General features: G+C 52.5%; 19 protein-coding genes and 2 pseudogenes. 8 read left to right on the top strand and 13 right to left on the bottom strand.

The window, feature by feature from the left end; translation table 11 throughout:
• The 3 genes and pseudogenes from J4685_RS11020 to J4685_RS11010 form a co-directional block, all read right to left on the bottom strand.
• Nucleotides 1-313, bottom strand: a 313-nt coding sequence (locus tag J4685_RS11020; RefSeq protein ID WP_000915521.1) for a GtrA family protein, incomplete at its 3' end; no start/stop codon positions are given.
• 402 nt (nt 314-715) lie between these two features.
• Entirely contained in the window at nt 716-961 is a 246-nt protein-coding gene (locus J4685_RS11015) for a copper-binding protein (RefSeq protein WP_000445906.1), read from the bottom strand.
• A 199-nt stretch (nt 962-1,160) separates the two neighbouring features.
• Nucleotides 1,161-1,338, bottom strand: a pseudogene (locus tag J4685_RS11010) (ATP-binding protein); the annotation flags it as partial.
• On the opposite strand from J4685_RS11010, the pseudogene J4685_RS11005 reads away from it, so the two are divergent.
• Nucleotides 1,332-1,541 (top strand): annotated as a pseudogene (locus tag J4685_RS11005) (hypothetical protein); the annotation flags it as partial. The pseudogenes J4685_RS11010 and J4685_RS11005 overlap by 7 nt on opposite strands.
• Here J4685_RS11005 and rclR read toward each other — a convergent pair.
• The gene (gene rclR, locus J4685_RS11000; protein ID WP_000339630.1) at nt 1,522-2,376 is read right to left on the bottom strand and encodes a reactive chlorine-specific transcriptional regulator RclR; all 855 of its coding nucleotides are present in this window, start codon (nt 2,374-2,376) and stop codon (nt 1,522-1,524) included. The pseudogene J4685_RS11005 and the gene rclR overlap by 20 nt on opposite strands.
• Before the next feature lie 215 nt (nt 2,377-2,591).
• On the opposite strand from rclR, the gene rclA reads away from it, so the two are divergent.
• From rclA to rclC, 3 genes are all read left to right on the top strand, one after another.
• Nucleotides 2,592-3,917: a reactive chlorine resistance oxidoreductase RclA gene (gene rclA, locus J4685_RS10995; RefSeq protein ID WP_000195957.1), complete on the top strand. Its 1,326-nt coding sequence runs from the start codon at nt 2,592-2,594 to the stop codon at nt 3,915-3,917.
• A 156-nt stretch (nt 3,918-4,073) separates the two neighbouring features.
• A complete protein-coding gene (gene rclB, locus J4685_RS10990; RefSeq protein ID WP_000922172.1) occupies nt 4,074-4,310 on the top strand; it encodes a reactive chlorine resistance periplasmic protein RclB in 237 nt (78 codons plus the stop codon).
• Between the two features lie 12 nt (nt 4,311-4,322).
• Nucleotides 4,323-4,883 (top strand): reactive chlorine resistance membrane protein RclC, encoded by a 561-nt coding sequence (rclC, locus tag J4685_RS10985; protein WP_000362177.1) that lies wholly within the window; start codon nt 4,323-4,325, stop codon nt 4,881-4,883.
• A gap of 78 nt (nt 4,884-4,961) precedes the next feature.
• Here rclC and J4685_RS10980 read toward each other — a convergent pair whose 3' ends face one another.
• On the bottom strand, nt 4,962-6,137 hold the full coding sequence (locus J4685_RS10980) for a DnaJ family molecular chaperone (protein WP_001033457.1): 1,176 nt from the start codon (nt 6,135-6,137) through the stop codon (nt 4,962-4,964).
• Nucleotides 6,138-6,462: 325 nt separating this feature from the next.
• Here J4685_RS10980 and pheP point away from each other — a divergent pair, with 325 nt between their 5' ends.
• Complete coding sequence (gene pheP / locus J4685_RS10975; protein ID WP_000786293.1) at nt 6,463-7,857, top strand: phenylalanine transporter; 1,395 nt, start codon at nt 6,463-6,465, stop codon at nt 7,855-7,857.
• 41 nt (nt 7,858-7,898) lie between these two features.
• Here pheP and J4685_RS10970 read toward each other — a convergent pair whose 3' ends face one another.
• Nucleotides 7,899-9,146, bottom strand: a complete 1,248-nt coding sequence (locus J4685_RS10970) for a mechanosensitive ion channel family protein (protein WP_001156971.1) — start codon at nt 9,144-9,146, stop codon at nt 7,899-7,901.
• Between the two features lie 310 nt (nt 9,147-9,456).
• Between J4685_RS10970 and J4685_RS10965 the strand changes: the two genes are divergently transcribed.
• Nucleotides 9,457-11,427, top strand: a complete 1,971-nt coding sequence (locus J4685_RS10965; RefSeq protein ID WP_000192439.1) for an autotransporter domain-containing esterase — start codon at nt 9,457-9,459, stop codon at nt 11,425-11,427.
• A gap of 266 nt (nt 11,428-11,693) precedes the next feature.
• Here J4685_RS10965 and nfsB read toward each other — a convergent pair whose 3' ends face one another.
• From nfsB to J4685_RS10950, 3 genes are all read right to left on the bottom strand, one after another.
• Complete coding sequence (gene nfsB / locus J4685_RS10960; protein ID WP_000355879.1) at nt 11,694-12,347, bottom strand: oxygen-insensitive NAD(P)H nitroreductase; 654 nt, start codon at nt 12,345-12,347, stop codon at nt 11,694-11,696.
• A gap of 96 nt (nt 12,348-12,443) precedes the next feature.
• Nucleotides 12,444-12,812 (bottom strand): MmcQ/YjbR family DNA-binding protein, encoded by a 369-nt coding sequence (locus tag J4685_RS10955; protein WP_000348986.1) that lies wholly within the window; start codon nt 12,810-12,812, stop codon nt 12,444-12,446.
• A complete protein-coding gene (locus J4685_RS10950; protein ID WP_000113608.1) occupies nt 12,812-13,393 on the bottom strand; it encodes a TetR/AcrR family transcriptional regulator in 582 nt (193 codons plus the stop codon). Before J4685_RS10950 ends, J4685_RS10955 begins: the two co-directional genes overlap by 1 nt.
• Nucleotides 13,394-13,681: 288 nt before the next feature.
• Between J4685_RS10950 and J4685_RS10945 the strand changes: the two genes are divergently transcribed.
• Nucleotides 13,682-14,023, top strand: coding sequence for a RamA family antibiotic efflux transcriptional regulator (locus tag J4685_RS10945; protein WP_000155633.1), 342 nt, complete (start codon nt 13,682-13,684; stop codon nt 14,021-14,023).
• Between the two features lie 5 nt (nt 14,024-14,028).
• Here the strand turns inward: J4685_RS10945 and J4685_RS10940 are convergent, their stop codons facing one another.
• From J4685_RS10940 to J4685_RS10925, 4 genes are all read right to left on the bottom strand, one after another.
• A complete protein-coding gene (locus tag J4685_RS10940) occupies nt 14,029-14,277 on the bottom strand; it encodes a DUF1158 family protein (protein ID WP_000682497.1) in 249 nt (82 codons plus the stop codon).
• A gap of 66 nt (nt 14,278-14,343) precedes the next feature.
• Nucleotides 14,344-15,462 (bottom strand): YbdK family carboxylate-amine ligase, encoded by a 1,119-nt coding sequence (locus J4685_RS10935; protein WP_001196906.1) that lies wholly within the window; start codon nt 15,460-15,462, stop codon nt 14,344-14,346.
• Nucleotides 15,463-15,473: 11 nt separating this feature from the next.
• Nucleotides 15,474-16,178: an enterobactin synthase subunit EntD gene (gene entD / locus J4685_RS10930; protein ID WP_001260573.1), complete on the bottom strand. Its 705-nt coding sequence runs from the start codon at nt 16,176-16,178 to the stop codon at nt 15,474-15,476.
• 46 nt (nt 16,179-16,224) lie between these two features.
• Nucleotides 16,225-18,480 carry a TonB-dependent siderophore receptor gene (locus J4685_RS10925; RefSeq protein ID WP_001034968.1) on the bottom strand — a complete coding sequence of 752 codons (2,256 nt, stop codon included), beginning with the start codon at nt 18,478-18,480 and terminating at the stop codon, nt 16,225-16,227.
• A 188-nt stretch (nt 18,481-18,668) separates the two neighbouring features.
• On the opposite strand from J4685_RS10925, the gene fes reads away from it, so the two are divergent.
• Nucleotides 18,669-19,883, top strand: coding sequence for an enterochelin esterase (gene fes / locus J4685_RS10920; RefSeq protein ID WP_000656602.1), 1,215 nt, complete (start codon nt 18,669-18,671; stop codon nt 19,881-19,883).
• The last annotated feature ends 8 nt before the right edge of the window (nt 19,884-19,891 follow it).

The raw sequence follows: 19,891 nt of genomic DNA, 5'->3' as shown, positions 1-19,891 counted from the left end.
TCAGGCTGATAGCTGAAAAGGTGACAAGAGTAAGGAGTGGCGGCAGGGAACATTTGTCAGCCATCCAGCCAACAACGGCGCTCAGTGTTCCCATAAATCCCACGTACATCATGTAGCGAAGCGTGGTGGTGCTGGCGTTAAAGGTGAAGCGCGCATTGGCATAGAAGCTGAACGATACGGCGATAACAAAACCGGAAAAGTTCGCCAGCGCCTGATGCGTATGCATCCCATACACACAAAAAGCAAATACGCCCCAATGAATAAGCGTGTTAAGAACACCGATCGATGTGTACTTAGCGAATAACTTCAACATTATGAAAATCAGCGGATTCGGAAAGGTCTGGAGTGTAGCACTACAAATTGCCTTGATCGATATAAACGATCAATAATGTAATCTTTGATAGTTTAAAGTTATTGTTTACGCGTTAATTGATCGTTGTTACCGATCAATTTTTATTGCTGATTGCTAAGTGGTTTGGGACAAAAACGGGACACACAAAGCTTTGCATGTTTTTCGAAGATGGGGCGAGTGAGCGCCGTGGTAATGGGATAACTTGTTGTTAGCTCAGGTAGTTCCAGGAACATCTAAGCCGTGGGTCGCAGGTTCGAATCCTGCAGGGCGCGCCATTTAACCTCTCAAAATTATGTTAATCCGTAAGCTTCTGCGGGGGCGACGTTGTGCCATCCGCAGTACGTGACGCTAATATGCAAATAACTAATTGCGTTTAATCTGTTTATGGTGCTCCTCAGCCTGGATCTCGTGGGAGAAAGAATGGGCATTATTCATCGATTGATGGATGACCATTGCTTTTTCATAGTCGTCCATTTCAGAAAAGGGTGTCGCATTTTCCACAGTAGTCGGGGCGCTGGGTTTCTGTGTCTGAGCCATTTGCTGATGCGCGAAGGCGTCACCGTTATTCATCATCTCATGTGCTGTAGCGGATAATTGGCGGGATTCCATTTTCTCTGCGGTGTGTACGCCAGCTGAAATAAAAAAACGACAGCTAAAAGGGATGTAAACTTATTTATCTTATTTCTCCGGTGTGGGTTAATAAGAGAAATAATAAAACAGTTGTTGGGTTTGGCGCGTGACGGGATAATGACGATTATATCAGATTATTTTGCTGGCTAGTGATAGCGCCTTTCACTATCGCTACAGTTCAACGGAGGTGTTTGGGTAATGTCAAAATAAAACGAGTAGCGCGTATCGGAGGTGACAGAAACTTTTCCCTGATGCGCAATGACGATGGATTTTACAATTGCCAGGCCTATACCGCGGCCTTCCCCTTTACGCTGGCGGGAGGGAGCAACGCGATAAAAACGATCGAAAAGGCGCGGGTTCTGAGGTGATGAGCCGTATTGCCACGCCGATGATTGGCGGCATGATTACCGCGCCGCTGCTGTCGCTGTTCATCATTCCGGCAGCCTACAAGCTGATGCGGCTGCGCAGGCATCGTCGCCTTGCGGCTAACGTGTGTCGCCCGCCTGCGGCGTCAAACTGTAGGCGGGTTCAGCCTACGTTTATCGTCCGAGCGCGCTGACCCGTTTGCGGTACTCGCTTGGTGTACAACCGAATTCACGGACAAACGCTTTGTGAAAAGAAGATTCGCTCGCATAACCTACCGACTCGGCAATCACCATCACCGGCAGCGCTTCACGCGACAGGGTCTGGGCGGCGATTTGCAGGCGCAGCGTTGTTAACACGGCTAAGGGCGTCGTAGCGGACACGTCGCGAAATAGCTGGGCGAAGCTCGCCCGCGACATGTGTACCCGTTGCGCCAGCGTTTCGACCGTCCAGGGAGGCGCCGGTGTTTCCAGCATGTGAAGGATCACGCGGCCCAGCCGGGGATGCAGCAATAAATTGAGCACGCTTTTCGCCGTGCCAGCCTGCGATAGCCAGTCGCGAACGGCGAGGGTAAACAGCGTGGCGCACTGCTGACTGTATAAGACATCAGCGCCGGGTAAATGGCGTTCTGACTCCTGCTGTAACAGCAAAATGGCGGCGTTAAGCCAGATACTGGCGGAGCTATGCGGCGGCGAGGCAAGACATAACACTTCCGGCAACGCGGTAAGGAAATAACGTGACGTCGTGTGCAGACGTAGACTACCGCACACGATATGTGTCGGTGCTTCGCCAGACTGACGCAAACGGTGGGCGGAGTTTTGCGGCAGAATCACCACCTTTCCCGGCGTAAGCGTCATGGCGTCGCCGGTAGGCATTTCCAGTTGCGCTTCGCCCTGCGTAACGGTATGCCAGCGAATCACCGATAGCTCGCCAGCGGCGTGCGGCAACTGCCAGTCGCCGCCTAACGGGCAATTCTTGTCGATTGAGCCCTGAGGGGCGTTAAGCGTCAATAGCCGACTAAGCGCATCCATATAGACTCCAGAACAGATTTATTTTCAAAACTAGAGATAACCATTTCTGTATCTGTTCACTATATTTCGGACTCAATGTCATTTCTACCCTTGTTTTTGCTAACCGCCAATTTAGACGATAAGACAAAAAATGGCGCGTTGCGGATAACCCTGTCTTTTTTGACGTTATTTATACTTGTCCTGACAAACAGATGGTGATTTGGCGGAGAAAGAAGATGACACAGTATCAGACGCTCATTATTGGTTTTGGCAAGGCAGGAAAAACGTTGGCGGCAACTCTGGCGAAGACGGGATGGCGCGTGGCGATTATCGAACAGTCCGCCAGTATGTTCGGCGGAACCTGCATCAACATTGGCTGTATTCCGACGAAAACGCTGGTGCATGATGCGGAACGTGAGGGCGATTTTTCTGTCGCCATGCAACGTAAAGCGGCGGTCGTAAATTTTTTACGCGACAAAAATTTTCATAATCTTGCCGACCTGGACAATGTCGATGTGATTGAGGGAAGGGCGGAGTTTATTGATAACCATACCTTACGGGTATTTCAGGCGGACGGCGAGCGGGTGTTACGGGGAGAAAAGATCTTCATTAATACTGGCGCAGAGTCGGTGATCCCGGCTATTACGGGCTTAACAACGACGGCAGGGGTGTTCGATAGCACCGGGCTACTCAGCCTGAGCCAGCGTCCGGCGAGGCTGGGGATTTTAGGCGGCGGTTATATTGGCCTTGAATTTGCCTCAATGTTCGCCAACTTTGGTACGAAGGTCACTATCTTTGAAGCAGCGCCGCAATTCCTGCCTCGTGAAGATCGGGATATCGCGCAGGCAATTACCCGTATTTTACAGGAAAAGGGCGTCGAGCTGATTTTAAACGCCAATGTACAGGCCGTATCCTCAAAGGAGGGCGCGGTACAAGTAGAAACGCCGGAAGGCGCGCATCTTGTGGATGCCCTGCTGGTGGCGTCGGGGCGAAAACCGGCGACGGCTGGCTTACAGTTGCAGAACGCCGGCGTGGCGGTGAACGAACGCGGCGGGATTATCGTGGATGATTACCTGCGTACCACGGCGGACAATATCTGGGCGATGGGCGACGTTACCGGTGGGTTGCAGTTTACCTATATTTCACTGGATGATTTTCGTATTGTACGCGACAGTTTATTGGGAGATGGCAAACGCAGTACCCGCGATCGCCAGAACGTCCCGTATTCCGTCTTTATGACGCCGCCGCTCTCTCGTGTTGGGCTGACGGAAGAACAAGCGCGGGCAAGCGGCGCAACGGTGCAGGTGGTGACATTACCGGTGGCGGCGATCCCTCGCGCCCGTGTTATGAACGATACTCGTGGCGTACTAAAAGCGGTAGTGGACGTGAATACGCAGCGTATTGTAGGGGTGTCATTGTTATGCGTCGATTCTCATGAAATGATTAATATCGTTAAAAACGTTATGGATGCAGATTTACCTTATACGGTGTTACGCGACCAGATATTTACCCATCCTACAATGAGTGAGTCTTTAAACGATCTCTTCTCTCTCATTAAGTAAAACATAAATAACGTAGCCCTGTTAATCAGGGCTTTTTTTGGCCTGTCAGGCTATAAAAATACGCCAGGACAAATATGCTGGCGTCTGAAAGAAAAGGCTTTAGTCAGGCGTAACGTATTATAACACCATTGAAATAACCCACGACTGGAAATCTCGATGTTAAAAGTTACCACACTTATTGCTTCATTATTGGCTGCGCCGCTGGCGTTTTCCGCCTCCGCCCAGCCGCTAACCGGCGTTGAATATATCAGCGTTTCTGCGGTGTCAGCAACGCCGTCAATGCTTGAAGACGCTATTGCCAGACTGGCGCAAAGTAAACAGGCGTCGTCATGGAAAATTACGTCCATGCGTATTGATAATACGGGTTACGCCACTGCGATATTATATAAATAAGGAGAGCCTGAGATGGATAAATATCTTCGTCTGTTAAGTCAGGGGGATCGGCTAGGATTAACATTAATTCGCCTGAGTATCGCCATCGTTTTTATCTGGATTGGACTACTAAAATTTGTACCCTATGAGGCAGACAGTATTACCCCGTTTGTGGCGAACAGCCCGTTTATGTCTTTTTTCTATGAACATCCTGAAGAATATCGTCAGCATCTGACTCATGAGGGCGAACTAAAACCGGAGGAACGCGCCTGGCAAACGGCCAATAATACGTATGCGTTTTCGGATGGTCTGGGCGTGGTGGAATTGATTATCGCGGCGCTGGTACTGGCTAACCCTGTCAGCCGCTGGTTAGGGCTGGCGGGCGGCGTGCTGGCATTCCTGACGCCATTTGTCACGCTGTCGTTTTTGATCACCACGCCGGAGGCCTGGGTTATGCCGCTGGGCGATGCGCATTATGGTTTTCCGTATTTATCGGGCGCCGGGCGGCTGGTATTAAAAGATACGTTAATGCTGGCAGGTGCGGTGATGATCATGGCGGACTCCGCCCGTTCGTTACTTTTACAGCGACAGTAGCGACCCTCTTACCCTCTTTATGCCGCGATTCGTCGGGTGGCGCTTGCGCCATCCGACAATGTGTTGATGAATGATGGACTACCCTGACAGAAGTTCCTGTTCCACCTGTTGAACCTGCGCCTCCAGCGTATTGCGAATTTCGGTTAGCGCCCGTTCCTGCTCGGAGAAATAGGCTTCCTTATCCGCAACGGAAGAGGCGAGCCGCCAGGCATTTTCCGTTTCCAGTTGCGTTATCTCTTTCAACAGCGCGTCGATTTGCGTGCGGAGCTGGCGTATTTTATGGCGCAGATGTTCCAGGTTATTGAGCCTGTCGCTTGCCATCATCGGTTCCAGACCGCTTTGCAGCTGCGTCAATAACGCGCGAATTGCCGCCAGATCGGCATTCTGCCGCGCCTGATTAAGTTGTACCATCATCTGGTGCGCTTTTTCTTTTAATTCATCGGCGACCACATCCGGGTGACACAGGCGGCTGGCCTGACGCCACAAACGTTTTAATTCACTGCGTTCGTCTGCCGACAAACGTTGATCGCGGGCGTAGCGGAATTGCGCTTCCTGCTGCTGCTCCCGGTACTGGTGATAGTCCTGTTCCGCATTTTCCTGCGCCTGGCGGAATGCGCTGTCGTCCTGATGGGAAAAATCCGCTTCCAGCTCGCGAATTTCCGCCAACAACGCGGTGATTAACTCCGTCTGCTGCTGGATTCGCTGACGGATGCCCACCGCTTCGCGCGAGGCGGCATTCAATCCTGTCCACTGCTGTTTTAGCGTTGCCAGTTGATCCACGGCCTGGGAAATAAATTGCAGGCAGGATTGATAATCCTTTTCCCGGCGTTTTATTTCGGCTTCTTGCTTACGCTGCATACTCACTGCAAGCTGTTTACGCAACTCCAGAATACGGCTCATCAACGGCCCGAGACGCAGATGATAGAGGTCGTTGAAATCGTCGAGGATTTGTACCCGCGCATTTCGTTTGTCAATCAGATCGCGAAGTTGGGCTTCAAGCGCTTTCAGCTCCAGTTTACTGGCGGCAATAGAGGGATCTTGCCACGTCGAGAGCGCCCGTTGAGCCTGTAGCCAGGCGGCGATCTCTTGCATGGCGTCACTGAATCGACGAGCTTCAATCGCCTGGGCAATCGCGCTGATTACGGCATCCTGCGGCTCATTTTTCAGGTAGATGAGCTGCTGACGGATAATCTCTTCGTCCTCAAGTTCGATGGCGCTTTTGATGATCTCTAAACGTTTGATGATCTTATTCATGACGTTGATGCCTGGCGTGGCTCAAAAACGGATAACAGATACCAGGTCTGATTCACCTTTTTGAAAATACTGAAAAAATACTAAATGTATTCTGTAGGGTGTCGTACTTTTCGTCCAGAGTTATTCACATATTTTATACTCGGCGTCTGTCACCCGTAACGTTCTATATCGGCGCGCACTCTTTTCTTTTTACTGCCCGCGACATCTTTTTTTACACGATAACGTTAACGTCCGGAGTTGAGCCTTGACAAACGATTGCGCCTTGCGGCAGCGAGAGCGAAATGTTAAAAGGTGCCCCTCAATAAAAACGATACAGGGGTAGGACGTGAAAAACGCGTCAACTGCATCCGGCGCCAGCGTGTCGGATGCCGCGTCGAAGAATGAACCGACGCTTCAACGGGGGTTGCAAAACCGCCATATTCAGCTAATTGCGCTGGGCGGCGCCATTGGCACCGGACTGTTTCTGGGCATCGGCCCGGCGATTCAAATGGCGGGGCCGGCTGTTTTGTTGGGCTATGGCGTTGCCGGGATTATCGCTTTTCTCATTATGCGCCAGTTGGGTGAAATGGTCGTGGAAGAGCCGGTTTCCGGATCGTTTGCCCACTTCGCCTGGAAATATTGGGGGCCGTTTGCGGGCTTTTTGTCGGGCTGGAACTATTGGGTCATGTTTGTGCTGGTCGGGATGGCGGAGCTGACCGCGGCGGGCATCTATATGCAGTACTGGCTGCCTGACGTACCAACATGGGTATGGGCGGCGGTGTTTTTTATTATCATTAATGCCGTGAATCTGGTGAACGTTCGTCTGTATGGCGAAACGGAATTCTGGTTCGCGCTGATTAAAGTGCTGGCGATTATCGGCATGATAGGTTTTGGTCTGTGGTTGCTGTTCTCCGGCCACGGCGGCGAACATGCCAGCATTGATAACCTCTGGCGTTATAACGGTTTCTTCGCTACCGGTTGGCATGGTTTGCTTCTGTCGCTGGCGGTGATTATGTTTTCTTTTGGCGGACTGGAGCTGATCGGCATTACTGCGGCGGAAGCGCGCGATCCGCAAAAAAGCATCCCGAAAGCGGTGAATCAGGTGGTATACCGTATTTTGCTGTTCTACATCGGTTCGCTGGTGGTGTTGCTGGCGCTCTATCCGTGGGTAGAGGTGAAATCCAATAGCAGCCCTTTTGTGATGATCTTCCATAACCTGGACAGTAATGTGGTGGCTTCGGCGCTGAATTTCGTTATTCTGGTCGCGTCGCTTTCGGTGTATAACAGCGGCGTTTATTCGAACAGCCGAATGCTGTTCGGCCTGTCCGTACAAGGCAATGCGCCGAAATTTTTAACCCGCGTCAGCCATCGCGGCGTGCCGGTGAACTCGCTGATGCTTTCCGGAGCGATTACCTCGCTGGTGGTGCTGATCAACTATCTGTTGCCGCAAAAAGCGTTTAGCCTGTTGATGGCGCTGGTTGTCGCGACGCTATTGCTAAACTGGATAATGATCTGTCTCGCGCATTTACGTTTTCGCGCGGCGATGCGTCGTAAAGGGCGCGAGACGCAATTTAAGGCGCTGTTCTATCCCGCCGGAAACTATTTGTGCATTGCGTTTCTGGCGCTGATTCTGGTGTTAATGTGTACGATGGACGATATGCGATTGTCGGCGATTTTGCTGCCGGTATGGATTGTATTCCTGTTTATCGCGTTTACCGTTTTGCGCCGTAAGGCTCATTAACTTTTTTGCCCGATCCCATGCTCATGCGATCGGGCAATCCATTAATGGCGCAATGTCCCTGACAGCGCGCGAATATCGCTGCCGGTCGGCGTCTGATGAATACGCAAGCCAAACTCTTCCACCACGGCAAAAATATGGTCGAAAATATCGGCCTGGATGCTCTCATATTCCAGCCACACGACGGTATTGGTAAAGGCGTAGATCTCTATCGGCAAACCATGATCGTCAGGCGCCAGTTGGCGTACCATCAGCGTCATATCTTTACGGATGCGCGGATGGTGGCGTAAATATTCGTTCAGATAGGCGCGAAATGTCCCGATATTGGTCATTCGGCGGTGATTTAAGGCTGATTCCGGCGCATCCAGCTGTTTATTCCATTCATCGATTTCCTGATGACGGCTGGTAAGGTACGGCTTTAACAGTTGCGCGGTTAACAGCCGCTGTTTTTCATCATCATCCAGAAAATGGATACTGGTCGCGTCAATATTAATGCTGCGTTTAATCCGGCGTCCGCCGGACGCAGACATGCCGCTCCAGTTTTTGAATGAGTCGGAAACCAGCGACCAGGTGGGAATGGTGGTGATGGTATTATCCCAGTTGCGTACTTTTACCGTGGTTAAGCCAATATCAATGACCGCGCCATCTGCGCCATATTTCGGCATTTCCAGCCAGTCGCCCAGTTTGAGCATATCGTTGGCGGAAAGCTGGATACCGGCAACCAGGCCAAGAATCGGGTCTTTAAAGACCAGCATTAATACCGCGGCCATCGCGCCCAGCCCGCTGATTAAAATTGCTGGTGACTGGCCAATCAGCAGTGAGATCATCAGAATGCCGACGATAATTGCGCCGATGAGCTTAATGCCCTGAAATATTCCTTTTAGCGGCAACTGAGAGGCGGCAGGCCATTTTTGCGATAGATTGAAAATCACGTCCAGTAGAGAAAATAACGACAGCAGGGCGTAGGTCATAATCCATAACTGCGCGCAGGTCGTCAGGATATCCGCAGCCTCACTGCCTTTTTGTAGCCAGAGCGCGGCCTGAATATTGACAATGATGCCTTGCAGCGTAAAAGCCAGACGATGGAATAATTTATTTTGGGTAATAATTTGCAGCCACAGGCGGGAACTGGCGCTGGCACGTTTTTCGAAAGCGCGCAGTACTATCCAGTGCAAAATAATATGCACGACAACTGCTGTCAGAAAAATAATACCAAATATCACCACCAGCGACGTGGTGTGATTCATTTCAATTCCCGCTAAATCTTCTACCTGGGATATCAATTCCTGCATAATCTCTCCTTTATAAACAGCAGCCTATGATGACTGCTGAATGACATTTATGCAAATCAGGACTCCTGCGCTTCAGGCATAATCAGCAACAGATGGGTAAAAGCGCCTCTGGGGTTATCCATACGCTATATTTTATCCAGCGCCCTATAAACGTCGTTATTTTACGCGGTTCCCTCTTTTTGAACAGGCGCCAGTCCGTCAACAATGGATGAAAACATTTTAACCAGAATGTTTAAAACGATTGCAATATCTCTGTCGGATAATGATTAGCACCGTCGTACCTATCAACAATAACATTAAGGAACATCGGATGACCCAAAAGCGTACCCTGCTAAAATACGGCATACTCTCGCTGGCGCTGGCCGCACCATTATCTGCCTGTGCGTTTGACTCTCTTACGGTGATTGGCGATAGCCTTAGCGATACCGGAAATAACGGTCGCTGGACCTGGGATAGTGGTCAAAATAAGCTCTACGACGAACAGTTGGCTGAACGATATGGGCTGGAATTAAGCCCTTCCAGCAATGGCGGCTCTAATTATGCCGCCGGCGGCGCGACGGCGACCCCGGAATTAAACCCGCAGGATAATACCGCGGATCAGGTACGGCAGTGGCTTGCCAAAACGGGGGGAAAAGCCGACCACAACGGTTTGTATATTCACTGGGTCGGCGGAAACGATCTGGCGGCGGCCATCGCGCAACCAACCATGGCACAGCAAATAGCCGGTAATAGCGCCACTAGCGCGGCGGCGCAGGTAGGGCTGTTACTGGATGCCGGCGCCGGGCTGGTCGTGGTGCCAAACGTACCGAATATTAGTGCGACGCCAATGCTTCTGGAGGCGGTAATCACCGCTGGGCTGGGCGCAGCGGCGCCCCCGGCGCTAAAAGCGGCGTTAGATGCGCTGGCGGAGGGAGCTACGCCCGATTTCGCCAGTCGGCAACAGGCGATCCGCAAGGCGCTGCTGGCGGCGGCTGCAACGGTAAGCAGCAATCCATTTATTCAGCAACTGCTCGTTGAACAACTGCTGGCGGGCTATGAAAAGGCGGCAGGGCAGGCGTCAGCTCTGACCGATTATTATAATCAGATGGAAGAGAAGGGGCTGGAGCAACACGGCGGCAATATAGCCCGTGCCGATATCAACGGCCTCTTTAAGGAAATTCTTGCCAACCCACAGGCGTTTGGTCTGACAAATACCGTAGGCATGGCCTGCCCGCCGGGCGTATCCGCTTCGGCGTGCTCCTCGGCAATGCCTGGATTTAATGCGTCGCAGGACTATCTGTTTGCCGATCATTTACATCCCGGTCCGCAGGTCCATACCATTATTGCGCAATATATCCAGTCGATCATTGCCGCGCCGGTACAGGCGACATACCTGAACCAAAGCGTTCAGTCGATGGCGCAAGGCAGTCGTACCACGCTTGACAGCCGTTATCAGCAGCTTCGCCAGGGGGAAAATCCTGTTGGTTCGCTGGGCATGTTCGGCGGATACAGCGGGGGATATCAACGTTATGATAATAATGAGGCCGACGGGAACGGTAATCATAATAATCTGACGGTTGGCGTCGATTATCAGCTTAACGAGCAGGTACTGCTGGGAGGGCTGATAGCCGGTTCTCTGGATAAGCAACATCCTGACGATAATTATCGTTATGACGCCCGCGGTTTTCAGGCCGCCGTATTCAGCCATTTACGCGCCGGTCAGGCGTGGCTGGATAGCGATTTACACTACCTGTCCGCTAAATTCAGTAACATTCAACGCAGTATAACGCTCGGTGCGCTAAGACGGGTGGAAGAGGGCGAAACCAACGGTCGGCTGTGGGGCGCGAGGTTAACCAGTGGTTATGATTTTGTCATGATGCCGTGGTTAACGACCGGACCGATGCTGCAATATGCATGGGATTACAGCCACGTTAATGGTTATAGCGAGAAGCTCAATACCAGTACATCAATGCGTTTTGGCGACCAAAACGCCCATTCGCAGGTGGGTAGCGCGGGTTGGCGTCTGGATCTCCGCCACAGCATCATTCACTCCTGGGCGCAGATTAATTATCGCCGTCAGTTTGGCGATGATACGTATGTGGCGAACGGCGGCCTTAAATCGACCGCGCTGACGTTTAGCCGCGACGGAAAAGCGCAGGATAAAAACTGGGTTGATATCGCGATTGGCGCAGATTTTCCGCTGTCGGCAACGGTGTCCGCTTTCGCCGGGCTGTCGCAAACGGCAGGGTTAAGCGATGGCAATCAAACCCGTTATAACGTTGGGTTTAGCGCCCGATTTTGATGACACGCCAGGGAGGGCCAACCCCGTGGTGACAATATCGCCATCGTAGGCGCAAACCGGTGTCACGCCGTTTTCTCCTTCATCCAGATAGGGGGTATCCAGATATGGCAAACGGCGTGTCAGTTTTAAATGTTATTTATTTTCAATGACTTGAAAGAGAAAGTTAACACTAGCGATGTAAAACCTGGCACTTCGCGCCATTGATCATTGGGGAACCTGGCAGAAAGGTGAAAAAAGCCGGACGGGCGTCCGGCTTAGGCAGGGGATTAGACTTCCGTCAGTGTGGTTTCAAGCGGCAGACGTGATTTCGGCAGCCCGGCGTTGAAATCCTCGACGCTATGATGGCCGACCGGCACCACGACCAGACTGGTATAGCCTTTTTCTTTCAGACCAAATTCAGCGTCGAGCACCTCGGCGTCGAAACCTTCAATGGGGACGGCGTCGAGACCCATCGCGGCGACGCCCAGCAGAAAGTTGCCGACGTTCAGATAAACCTGCTTCGCCATCCACTGGTGGTCATCTTTCAGCGAGACGCGGTGCATATCGGCGAAAAAGCGGCGACCTTTATCATTTGCCGCTTTAGCTTCCGGCGTAGCGAAACGGCCATCAGCATCTTCCTGATCGACGACGCGCTCAAGCCATGCGTCATCCATTGCGGTTTTGGCGCAGAAGACCACCACATGGGAGGCGTCCAGCATTTTGCGTTCGTTGAACGTGTAGTTTCCGGCAGCGGATTTTGCTACGCGCGCTTTGCCTTCTTCCGTACTGGCGACAATAAAGTGCCACGGCTGGGAATTGGTGCTGGAGGGGCTGTACTGTAGTAGTGTTTTTATTTTATCCGCTTCTTCGGCGGTCAGTTTTTTGCTGGGATCGAACGCCTTAGTGGAGTAGCGCTGTAAGGCGACAGAAACGATATCCATAAATGCTCCTGGTTGGTTTAGTACCCTTTTGTATCAGCAGGGTACCGGGTTATCGGTAAAAAGATAAGGGAGGAAAATGCGGAAACGGTTATTGCATCAGCGCGGCCGCAGGCGCAGTTGCTCTCTTTTAGGCAGCCCGTCTACGACCAGATTCCATGAGTCATTTATCAAATCGTTGAGTAGCGAGACGGTGATATCCTCGCCCGCATAGACTGAAATCCAGTGTTTCTTATTCATGTGATAGCCAGGCGTAATGCTGGGGTATATTTGTTGATTTACCAGGGATTTTTGGGGATCCGACTTCAGGTTCATCACTGGGCGACAGTGATGTTCAGTGAAAAGCATGAATATTTTGCCGCCGACTTTAAACACATCGTACTGTGGGCCGAAAGGCCAGCAGTGTTCGGTAAAAGGCAGTTCCAGCGCAAAGCGTTTTGCACAGGCGTGCAGTGTTTGACCGTCCATTATTGCTCCTCGCGAGTCAGCGCGCGCCACATGGCTTCGAATCCCAGCGCAATATATTCGCCAGCGCGAGCGGGATCGCGCGCGGCGAAATCCATTGTTGTTTCAGCCAGCGCCAGAAAAAGGCCGTCGCCGAAGGCGCGGTACTCATCCGACATAAACACCATCAAAACGAAACGATGACATAAATCGCGCAATTCGGGGAACATATCGTCGGCCCGTTGTTCCGTCTCTTTGGTGAGCTTTTCGCTGACGGCCAGTTGACGGATCGCCCGATGGCGCGCGGGATGGTTCAGACCCCAACTGATGTAACTGTTCCAGATAAAACGGGTCATCATTTTGGCATCGGTAATGGATCGATCCAGCTCCATTATCATTGACTGGCAGAGATCCTGCTTTAAATGCAAATACAACGTATTAATCAGCTCATCTTTGGTCGCGAAATAGCGAAACAATGTTCCTTCTGCAACACCTGCGTTACGCGCAATCACCGCCGTTGAGGCGGCGATACCGGATTGCGCTATCGCCTGGGTTGCCGCTTCCAGTAATGCTTGTTTTTTGTCTTCACTCTTCGGACGAGCCACTACACGTTACCCTTATGTCTGGAAAAACATGATTGAATCATGCCCGTTGTCGCGTCGCAACGGTGAATGTCAACCTTTGAAAAGTACCTTGACGGCGTATCTTTGCTTTCTATAATGAGTGCTTACTCACTCATAATCAAGGGCTGCCGCATGAAGTGGTAGAAAAGCATATTGCAGGCCATGCGATAAGCCGTCTCACAATTTGTGTGGTTATTACTATGCTTATTGCTGTTGCCGTAAATGTGCGGTGCGGGAGCCGCTGACGAGTTTGATAGAGGGGAGAGCACGATGACCATTTCCGCTCAGGTTATCGACACGATTGTCGAGTGGATTGATGATAATTTGAATCAGCCGTTACGTATTGATGATATTGCCCGTCATGCGGGGTATTCCAAGTGGCACCTGCAGCGCCTTTTTATGCAGTACAAAGGGGAGAGTCTGGGGCGCTACGTGCGTGAACGGAAGCTAAAACTGGCGGCGCGCGACCTGCGCGACACCGACCAGAAGGTGTATGATATTTGTCTCAAGTATGGTTTTGATTCGCAGCAAACCTTTACGCGCATTTTTACCCGCACGTTCAACCTGCCGCCAGGCGCTTATCGTAAAGAAAAGCATGGCCGTACGCATTGAAATGTTTAATCGGCCAGCGAAAACCAGCGCCGCCAGATAAAGCGAATGACATAATATTCCAGCGCGCCGAGCAACAGAAACCATAAACAAAACAACAAAGTATAAAGCTGGTTGAGATCCATAAGATGAAAGATCCCGACCAGTTTTTGCGCCAGCGCAAGGCCGAGCGAAGGGGCGGGCAGCAGCAGGCTGGAGAGCAACGCCATCAGCAAAATACCGGCAGCGGTCATCAATGATTCAAGCGGGTGTTTCATGGCTTTGTTAAACGTAAGTTAAAACGCCATTGTCCGGGATATCGCCTGGTAAGGCAAATATGCTGTCTATTGTCCCGCCCAGATTTCACAATGTTTTTGTACCAGGCCTATCAGCGATCCGCCGTCGGCAATAAACTCCCGCATATATTGCGCTTCGTTACCGCCTTTTTTCACCTGCAGACGTAGCGCGTCAATGGCGCTGTCGGCGCCCAGCTTGCGCGCTGAGAGGGTAACGTTATCCAGCAGACGCAGCGTATCATCTGCCAGGCGACGGCGGTCGCCGGTATAGACATCGATTAGCACGCTCTCCAGACCATAGCGGCAAGCCTGAAAACGGTTGAATTTATATAACAGATAGTCTTGTTCCTGCGGTTTAAAGGGACGCTCGGTCAGCAGCCAGTGCGCGGTCGCCTGAATCAACCCTGCCATATTGATGGCATGATCAAGGGTGAGCGGCGTATCCATCACCCGAACTTCTACCGTGCCAAAGGCCGGGCTGGGGCGGATATCCCAGTGCAAATCTTTGATGCTGTCGATCATCGTGGTGTAAGACAGGCGACGAAATAGTCCGGTAAACTCTTGCCAGTTACTGACCCACGGCATGGGCCCGTTATCGGGAAAAGCGGAAAAAATATTCAGGCGCGCGCAGGCAAAACGGGTGTCAGCTCCTTGCATATAGGGGGACGCGGCGGAGAGCGCAATAAAGTGCGGCACAAAATGCGACAGCCCGTGTAAAAGATAAATCGCATCGTCGCCGTTCGCGCAGCCGACGTGGACATGCTGGCCGAAAACCGTCGCCTGTTGAATTAAGTAGCCGAAATTTTCCAGCGTGCGTTGATAGCGCTCATTATCACAGACCTCCTGACGCTGCCATTTTTGAAAAGGGTGCGTACCGCCGCCGCAAATGCCGAGATGGTGTTCCGACGCCGCCTGTAAAATAACGTGCTGCATGGCAGAAAGTTGGGCCGCCGCCTGGTCAATATCGCGGCAGACGCCCGTGGCCATCTCCAGCATACTTTCGGTGATATCGTGCTTAATTTCTCCCGCAGTAAGTTGGGGCTTAACGGCGTCGATCAGCGTAGAAGAGTCCTGACTTAAATCGTAGCCAGGTGGATTGATCACCTGCATCTCCAGCTCAATACCAAGCGTATAAGGTTCAGAAACGTGAAAATCATTCAGCGCCATAGCGATCTCATTTATCGGGGGATTGCGCTAAGTATAGAAGCGGGAGCGCTCCTGTCGTGGGGAAAGCGCGTTATTGCAGAAACAAGAGTAATAACGCTATTGCTACGTTGAAACCATTCTGTACGGACGGTACGTTCAGCCATCATGGCGGCAAAGGCTGGCAGCAGATGTAACGAGATGTGCGTGGCGGTAAGCGAGGTAACTTTTGCGCTATCGAATCCCGGGAGCGTGACGCGGTCTGAAAAGGCTTTATAAACGCTCTCTTTGGCGGAGAAAGCCAGCGTCAGGGCAAGCGGAAAAGGGAGCGAGCTCGCCTGGAGAATTTGGCGCTCATCGCTATCAATAATGGACGGCGCCAGCTCTGTCGCCGTGTGTTGACTCATGATTTTTTCTATATCAATGCCGATACGCTGTTGGGATATGACGGCCAGCGCCGTTGACGCACAGTGGCTGATGCTGCCAAATAGGCCGTCCGGCCATAGCGGCTGTCGCTTGTCGCCAATACCGGGTACCGCCCTGACGTCCACCTCGCGTAGCGCATGAACGGCGGCGATGCGGCCTGCCAGATGTTCAGCTTTACGCTTGCGTCCGGCAGACCGGAGCCGATCGTGATGAGGCAGCCATAGCAGGTCGTGTTCGTGAAAGCTGCTCGCATCAAAGTCGACGATATGCAGCCAGTGTCCGGCAAAGGGAAGGGGAAAATGAGATGTCCGCATCGTTTTTTGCTAATTCCCTCCCCGAATGAGGGAGGGACGGTTGCCATCAGAAATGGGTATTAATGCTCATATACCACGTACGTCCCGGTTCGTTATAGGTGTACGCGCCAGCACCCGCCATATAAGCGCCAGTTTGAGTATCCCTGACGGTTTGCGCGTTACCTTCACGCCACAGACGTTTGTCAAAGAGGTTATCCACGCCACCGGTCAGGCTGACATTTTTGGTCACGTCCCAGGTAGCGCTCAGGCCAACAATACTGTATGGGCTGACCGCTTGCTTATCTGTTCCGGTAACGGGGTTGCCCTGATAATCATATTTCTTCGGCTCTTGTTTGCCGTACCAGGTGAAGGTCGATTGCAGAGAAACGTCCTGACGTACCTGCCAGCTCAGGGTTGAGTTAAGCGTGTACTGTGGAATAATCGACAGGCGTTCGCCGGTCTCTTTGTTTTTACTCTGCAGCATATACGTAACGTTATTCGTCCAGTTGACGGTGTCGCTAACCGGTACGTTTAACGTGCCTTCCAGACCTTCAACGACCGCTTTCGGCACGTTCTCCCACTGATAGACATCCGTTTTGCCGTTATTGATACGCTGCAACGGCACTGTACCCGCTTCAATCTTATTGCGGTAATCATTGCGGAACCAGGTGACGCCGGCCAGCCAGCCATCGCGTTTAAATTCCAGACCGATCTCTTTATTGATACTGGTTTCGGCTTTCAGATCATCGTTACCCATCATATAGCAGCCGATGCCGGTTCCCGCGCCAGTCGCGTAGCAACCCTGACCTTTACTGTACAAAATATAGTTTGGGTTAGTCTGGTACAGACTCGGGGCTTTATAAGCGCGGGCGATCCCCATTTTCAGGGTAAAGTCATCCCCCAGACCTTGCGACAGGTTCAGCGACGGGCTCCAGTTATCCCCCACAATACTGTGATGATCGAAACGTAGCCCCGGCGTCAGCATGGTGCTGTCGGTCAGTTCCATGTTGTTTTCAGCAAACAGAGAGAAAATTTCCGCTTTTGAATAGGGGCTACGATTGGTACTGCTGTAACCCGGGATATTTCCCCCCATAAAGGTTTGCGAGTTGGAGAGCTGGTCTTTCATACGCTGTTGGGCCCATTCGGTACCCAGCGTCAGGTTTTGATTGACCAGCAGATCGAAAGGAAGGCTCACTTCGCTGTGTAGGGTGACGTCATTCAAATCGGCATCGGCATATTTTTGCGATGCTTTGGGATCGAAAATCCCTTCGGTGCCGCCTGCCAGGCCTTCCGGCATCCGGGAGTTACGGGTATGTTCGTATTGCACCCAGTTACTGGTGGTTACGCCATTATCCCAGCCGCCGTTCCAGGTCAGAGAGTAGTTCTGCCGATAGAGGCGGTTCGTCTCTTTTCCGTAATTATCTTTCACCAGTTGGTTCGTATTGGTGTTCTGAGTATCGCCGGCATAGAGGTTGCCCTGGCGACTGTAACCGGCCTCCAGCTCCAGAGACTGAAGCGGAGCAAAATCCCAACGAACCACGCCGTTGATATCTTTGTTAATGACCCCCTCGCGTCCGGCTGGTAACGTGTCGGCGTAACTCCCGGTACGTTCAGACTGATGCCCCTGGTTAATATTACGCGCATCCGCCTGCGTTTTGTCGAGGTTGCCATACAGACGGAAGCTGAAATCCCCGCCCAACGGGCCGTTCAGGCTAAAGTTAGTGCGTTTGGTCGCGCCTTCGTCTTTATGTTCCGGCGCGTTGAAATAGGTATTCCAGGAACCGTGCCACTCGCTACCGCCTTTTTTGGTAATGATATTGACCACGCCACCCGCCGCGCCGTTACCGTAACGTGCGGCGGCAGGGCCACGCAGCACTTCAATGCGTTCGATCATCTCCGGCGGCACCCACGCGGTATCGCCGCGGGTATCGCGTTCGCCGCGCCAGCCCAGGCGTACCGAGTTACGGCTGGTAACGGGTTTACCGTCTATCAGGATAAGGGTGTTTTCCGGCCCCATGCCGCGAATATCGATTTGGCGGTTATTCCCGCGCTGACCGCTGGTGGAGTTGCCGGTCAGGTTTACGCCCGGCATGGTGCGGATGATTTCTGACACGTCGCGCGCGGGCGGATTTTTGCGGATCTCATCGGCGGTGATGGTGGATACGCCTGGCGCCTGTAGGTTTTGCTGGGCAGCGGTCACCACGATGGTGTCTTCATTGGTGAGCGCAGCGCTATCGGTTTTTTCTTCTGCCATCACGGGCAGAGCGGCCCCGTAAATCCCTAAATTGACCAGTAAGGTCAGGGAATGAATCTTCTTGTTCATTGTATATCCTGCTTTTCTTTAGCCACATAAGCCAAAGCGCCCGTCAAAGGCATTGGCCGGGTGGTGAAATTGTGTTCGCGCGTCCCATAGCGCGACAATACGCTATTGCAAATGCAAATAGTTATCAATAATATTATCAATATATTTCACCTTTTATATACAAAATTCATAATAAACACAGGGTTATAATGAAAGAGGCGCTGGCAACGGGAAGTGAGGCCTGGTGGAGGACGAAAACCGGGCCGGAATGGATACGGGAAAAAGACGGAAATTATCGGGTCACTTTTTGGTGGCGCGACCCGCAGGGAAACGAAACACACTCCCCGATACGGCGTGTCTGGGTCTACATCACTGGCGTAACCGATCATCATCAAAACGCGCAGCCTCAGACGATGGCGCGTATTGCCGGAACGGATGTCTGGCGCTGGAGCACGGCGCTTAGCGCTAACTGGCGCGGCAGCTACTGTTTTATTCCTACCGAGCGAGATGACGTTTTTGCCGCTTTTGCGCCGGGCGAAACGTCCGATCGGAACGCGCTGCGTGAAGGCTGGCGACAGCTATTACCGCAGGCGATTGCCGACCCGCTTAATTCGCAAAGCTGGCGGGGAGGACGTGGTCATGCGGTTTCAGCGCTGGAAATGCCGGATGCGCCCCGTCAGCCGGGATGGGATCGTCCTGAAACGTCGTACTCACCGCCTTTGATGATGCAGTGGCATAGCGAACGTCTGAGTAACTCCCGCCGCGTATGGATATTGACGACCGGAGACGAGGCGACGGAGGAAAGACCGTTGGCTATTCTGCTGGACGGTCAATTCTGGGCGGAAAATATGCCCGTCTGGCCCGCGCTCGCCTCGCTGACTCATCAACGCCTGCTTCCCGGTGCCGTCTATCTGCTGATTGACGCGATTGATACTCAACACCGCAGCCAGGAGTTGCCCTGCAATGCCGACTTCTGGCTGGCGGTGCAGCAGGAACTGTTGCCGCAAGTCAGAGCCGTGACGCCTTTTAGCGATGATGCCGGACGAACGGTGGTCGCCGGACAGAGCTTTGGTGGCCTGTCGGCGCTGTATGCCGGCCTGAACTGGCCGACGCGTTTTGGCTGTGTACTAAGCCAGTCAGGATCGTTCTGGTGGCCCCATCGCATCACCCCGCCGGAGGGGGAAGTCATTACCCGGCTGAAAACCGGCGCATTGTGCGCGCGCGGACTGCGTATCGTACTGGAAGCCGGCGTGCGTGAGCCGATCGTGTTTCAGGCAAATCAGGCGCTTTATGCCCAACTGAATACCTCGCAGCAGTCCATTTTCTGGCGTCAGGTTGACGGCGGACACGATGCGCTTTGCTGGCGCGGCGGGCTAACGCAAGGGCTGATGCTGCTTTGGCAGCCGCTTATCGACACGCTTTAACCGGGCAC

It is taken from the genome of Salmonella sp. 32100201201700099SM, from assembly GCF_017572645.1.
Lineage (GTDB): Bacteria > Pseudomonadota > Gammaproteobacteria > Enterobacterales > Enterobacteriaceae > Salmonella > Salmonella enterica.
Note: the sequence above shows the minus strand (reverse complement) of the source record. Positions and strands in the feature narration are given on the sequence as shown.

Excerpts from the sequence above, each read along its gene's own strand:
- J4685_RS10980 (WP_001033457.1), bottom strand. The coding sequence starts at position 6,137 with ATGAATAAGATCATCAAACGTTTAGAGATCATCAAAAGCGCCATCGAA.
- J4685_RS10945 (WP_000155633.1), top strand. The coding sequence starts at position 13,682 with ATGACCATTTCCGCTCAGGTTATCGACACGATTGTCGAGTGGATTGAT.
- rclA (WP_000195957.1), top strand. The coding sequence starts at position 2,592 with ATGACACAGTATCAGACGCTCATTATTGGTTTTGGCAAGGCAGGAAAA.
- J4685_RS10935 (WP_001196906.1), bottom strand. The coding sequence starts at position 15,462 with ATGGCGCTGAATGATTTTCACGTTTCTGAACCTTATACGCTTGGTATT.
- rclR (WP_000339630.1), bottom strand. The coding sequence starts at position 2,376 with ATGGATGCGCTTAGTCGGCTATTGACGCTTAACGCCCCTCAGGGCTCA.
- rclC (WP_000362177.1), top strand. The coding sequence starts at position 4,323 with ATGGATAAATATCTTCGTCTGTTAAGTCAGGGGGATCGGCTAGGATTA.
- J4685_RS10955 (WP_000348986.1), bottom strand. The coding sequence starts at position 12,812 with ATGGACGGTCAAACACTGCACGCCTGTGCAAAACGCTTTGCGCTGGAA.
- J4685_RS10970 (WP_001156971.1), bottom strand. The coding sequence starts at position 9,146 with ATGCAGGAATTGATATCCCAGGTAGAAGATTTAGCGGGAATTGAAATG.
- nfsB (WP_000355879.1), bottom strand. The coding sequence starts at position 12,347 with ATGGATATCGTTTCTGTCGCCTTACAGCGCTACTCCACTAAGGCGTTC.
- J4685_RS10940 (WP_000682497.1), bottom strand. The coding sequence starts at position 14,277 with ATGAAACACCCGCTTGAATCATTGATGACCGCTGCCGGTATTTTGCTG.
- J4685_RS10965 (WP_000192439.1), top strand. The coding sequence starts at position 9,457 with ATGACCCAAAAGCGTACCCTGCTAAAATACGGCATACTCTCGCTGGCG.
- entD (WP_001260573.1), bottom strand. The coding sequence starts at position 16,178 with ATGCGGACATCTCATTTTCCCCTTCCCTTTGCCGGACACTGGCTGCAT.
- rclB (WP_000922172.1), top strand. The coding sequence starts at position 4,074 with ATGTTAAAAGTTACCACACTTATTGCTTCATTATTGGCTGCGCCGCTG.
- J4685_RS11015 (WP_000445906.1), bottom strand. The coding sequence starts at position 961 with ATGGAATCCCGCCAATTATCCGCTACAGCACATGAGATGATGAATAAC.
- fes (WP_000656602.1), top strand. The coding sequence starts at position 18,669 with ATGAAAGAGGCGCTGGCAACGGGAAGTGAGGCCTGGTGGAGGACGAAA.
- J4685_RS10925 (WP_001034968.1), bottom strand. The coding sequence starts at position 18,480 with ATGAACAAGAAGATTCATTCCCTGACCTTACTGGTCAATTTAGGGATT.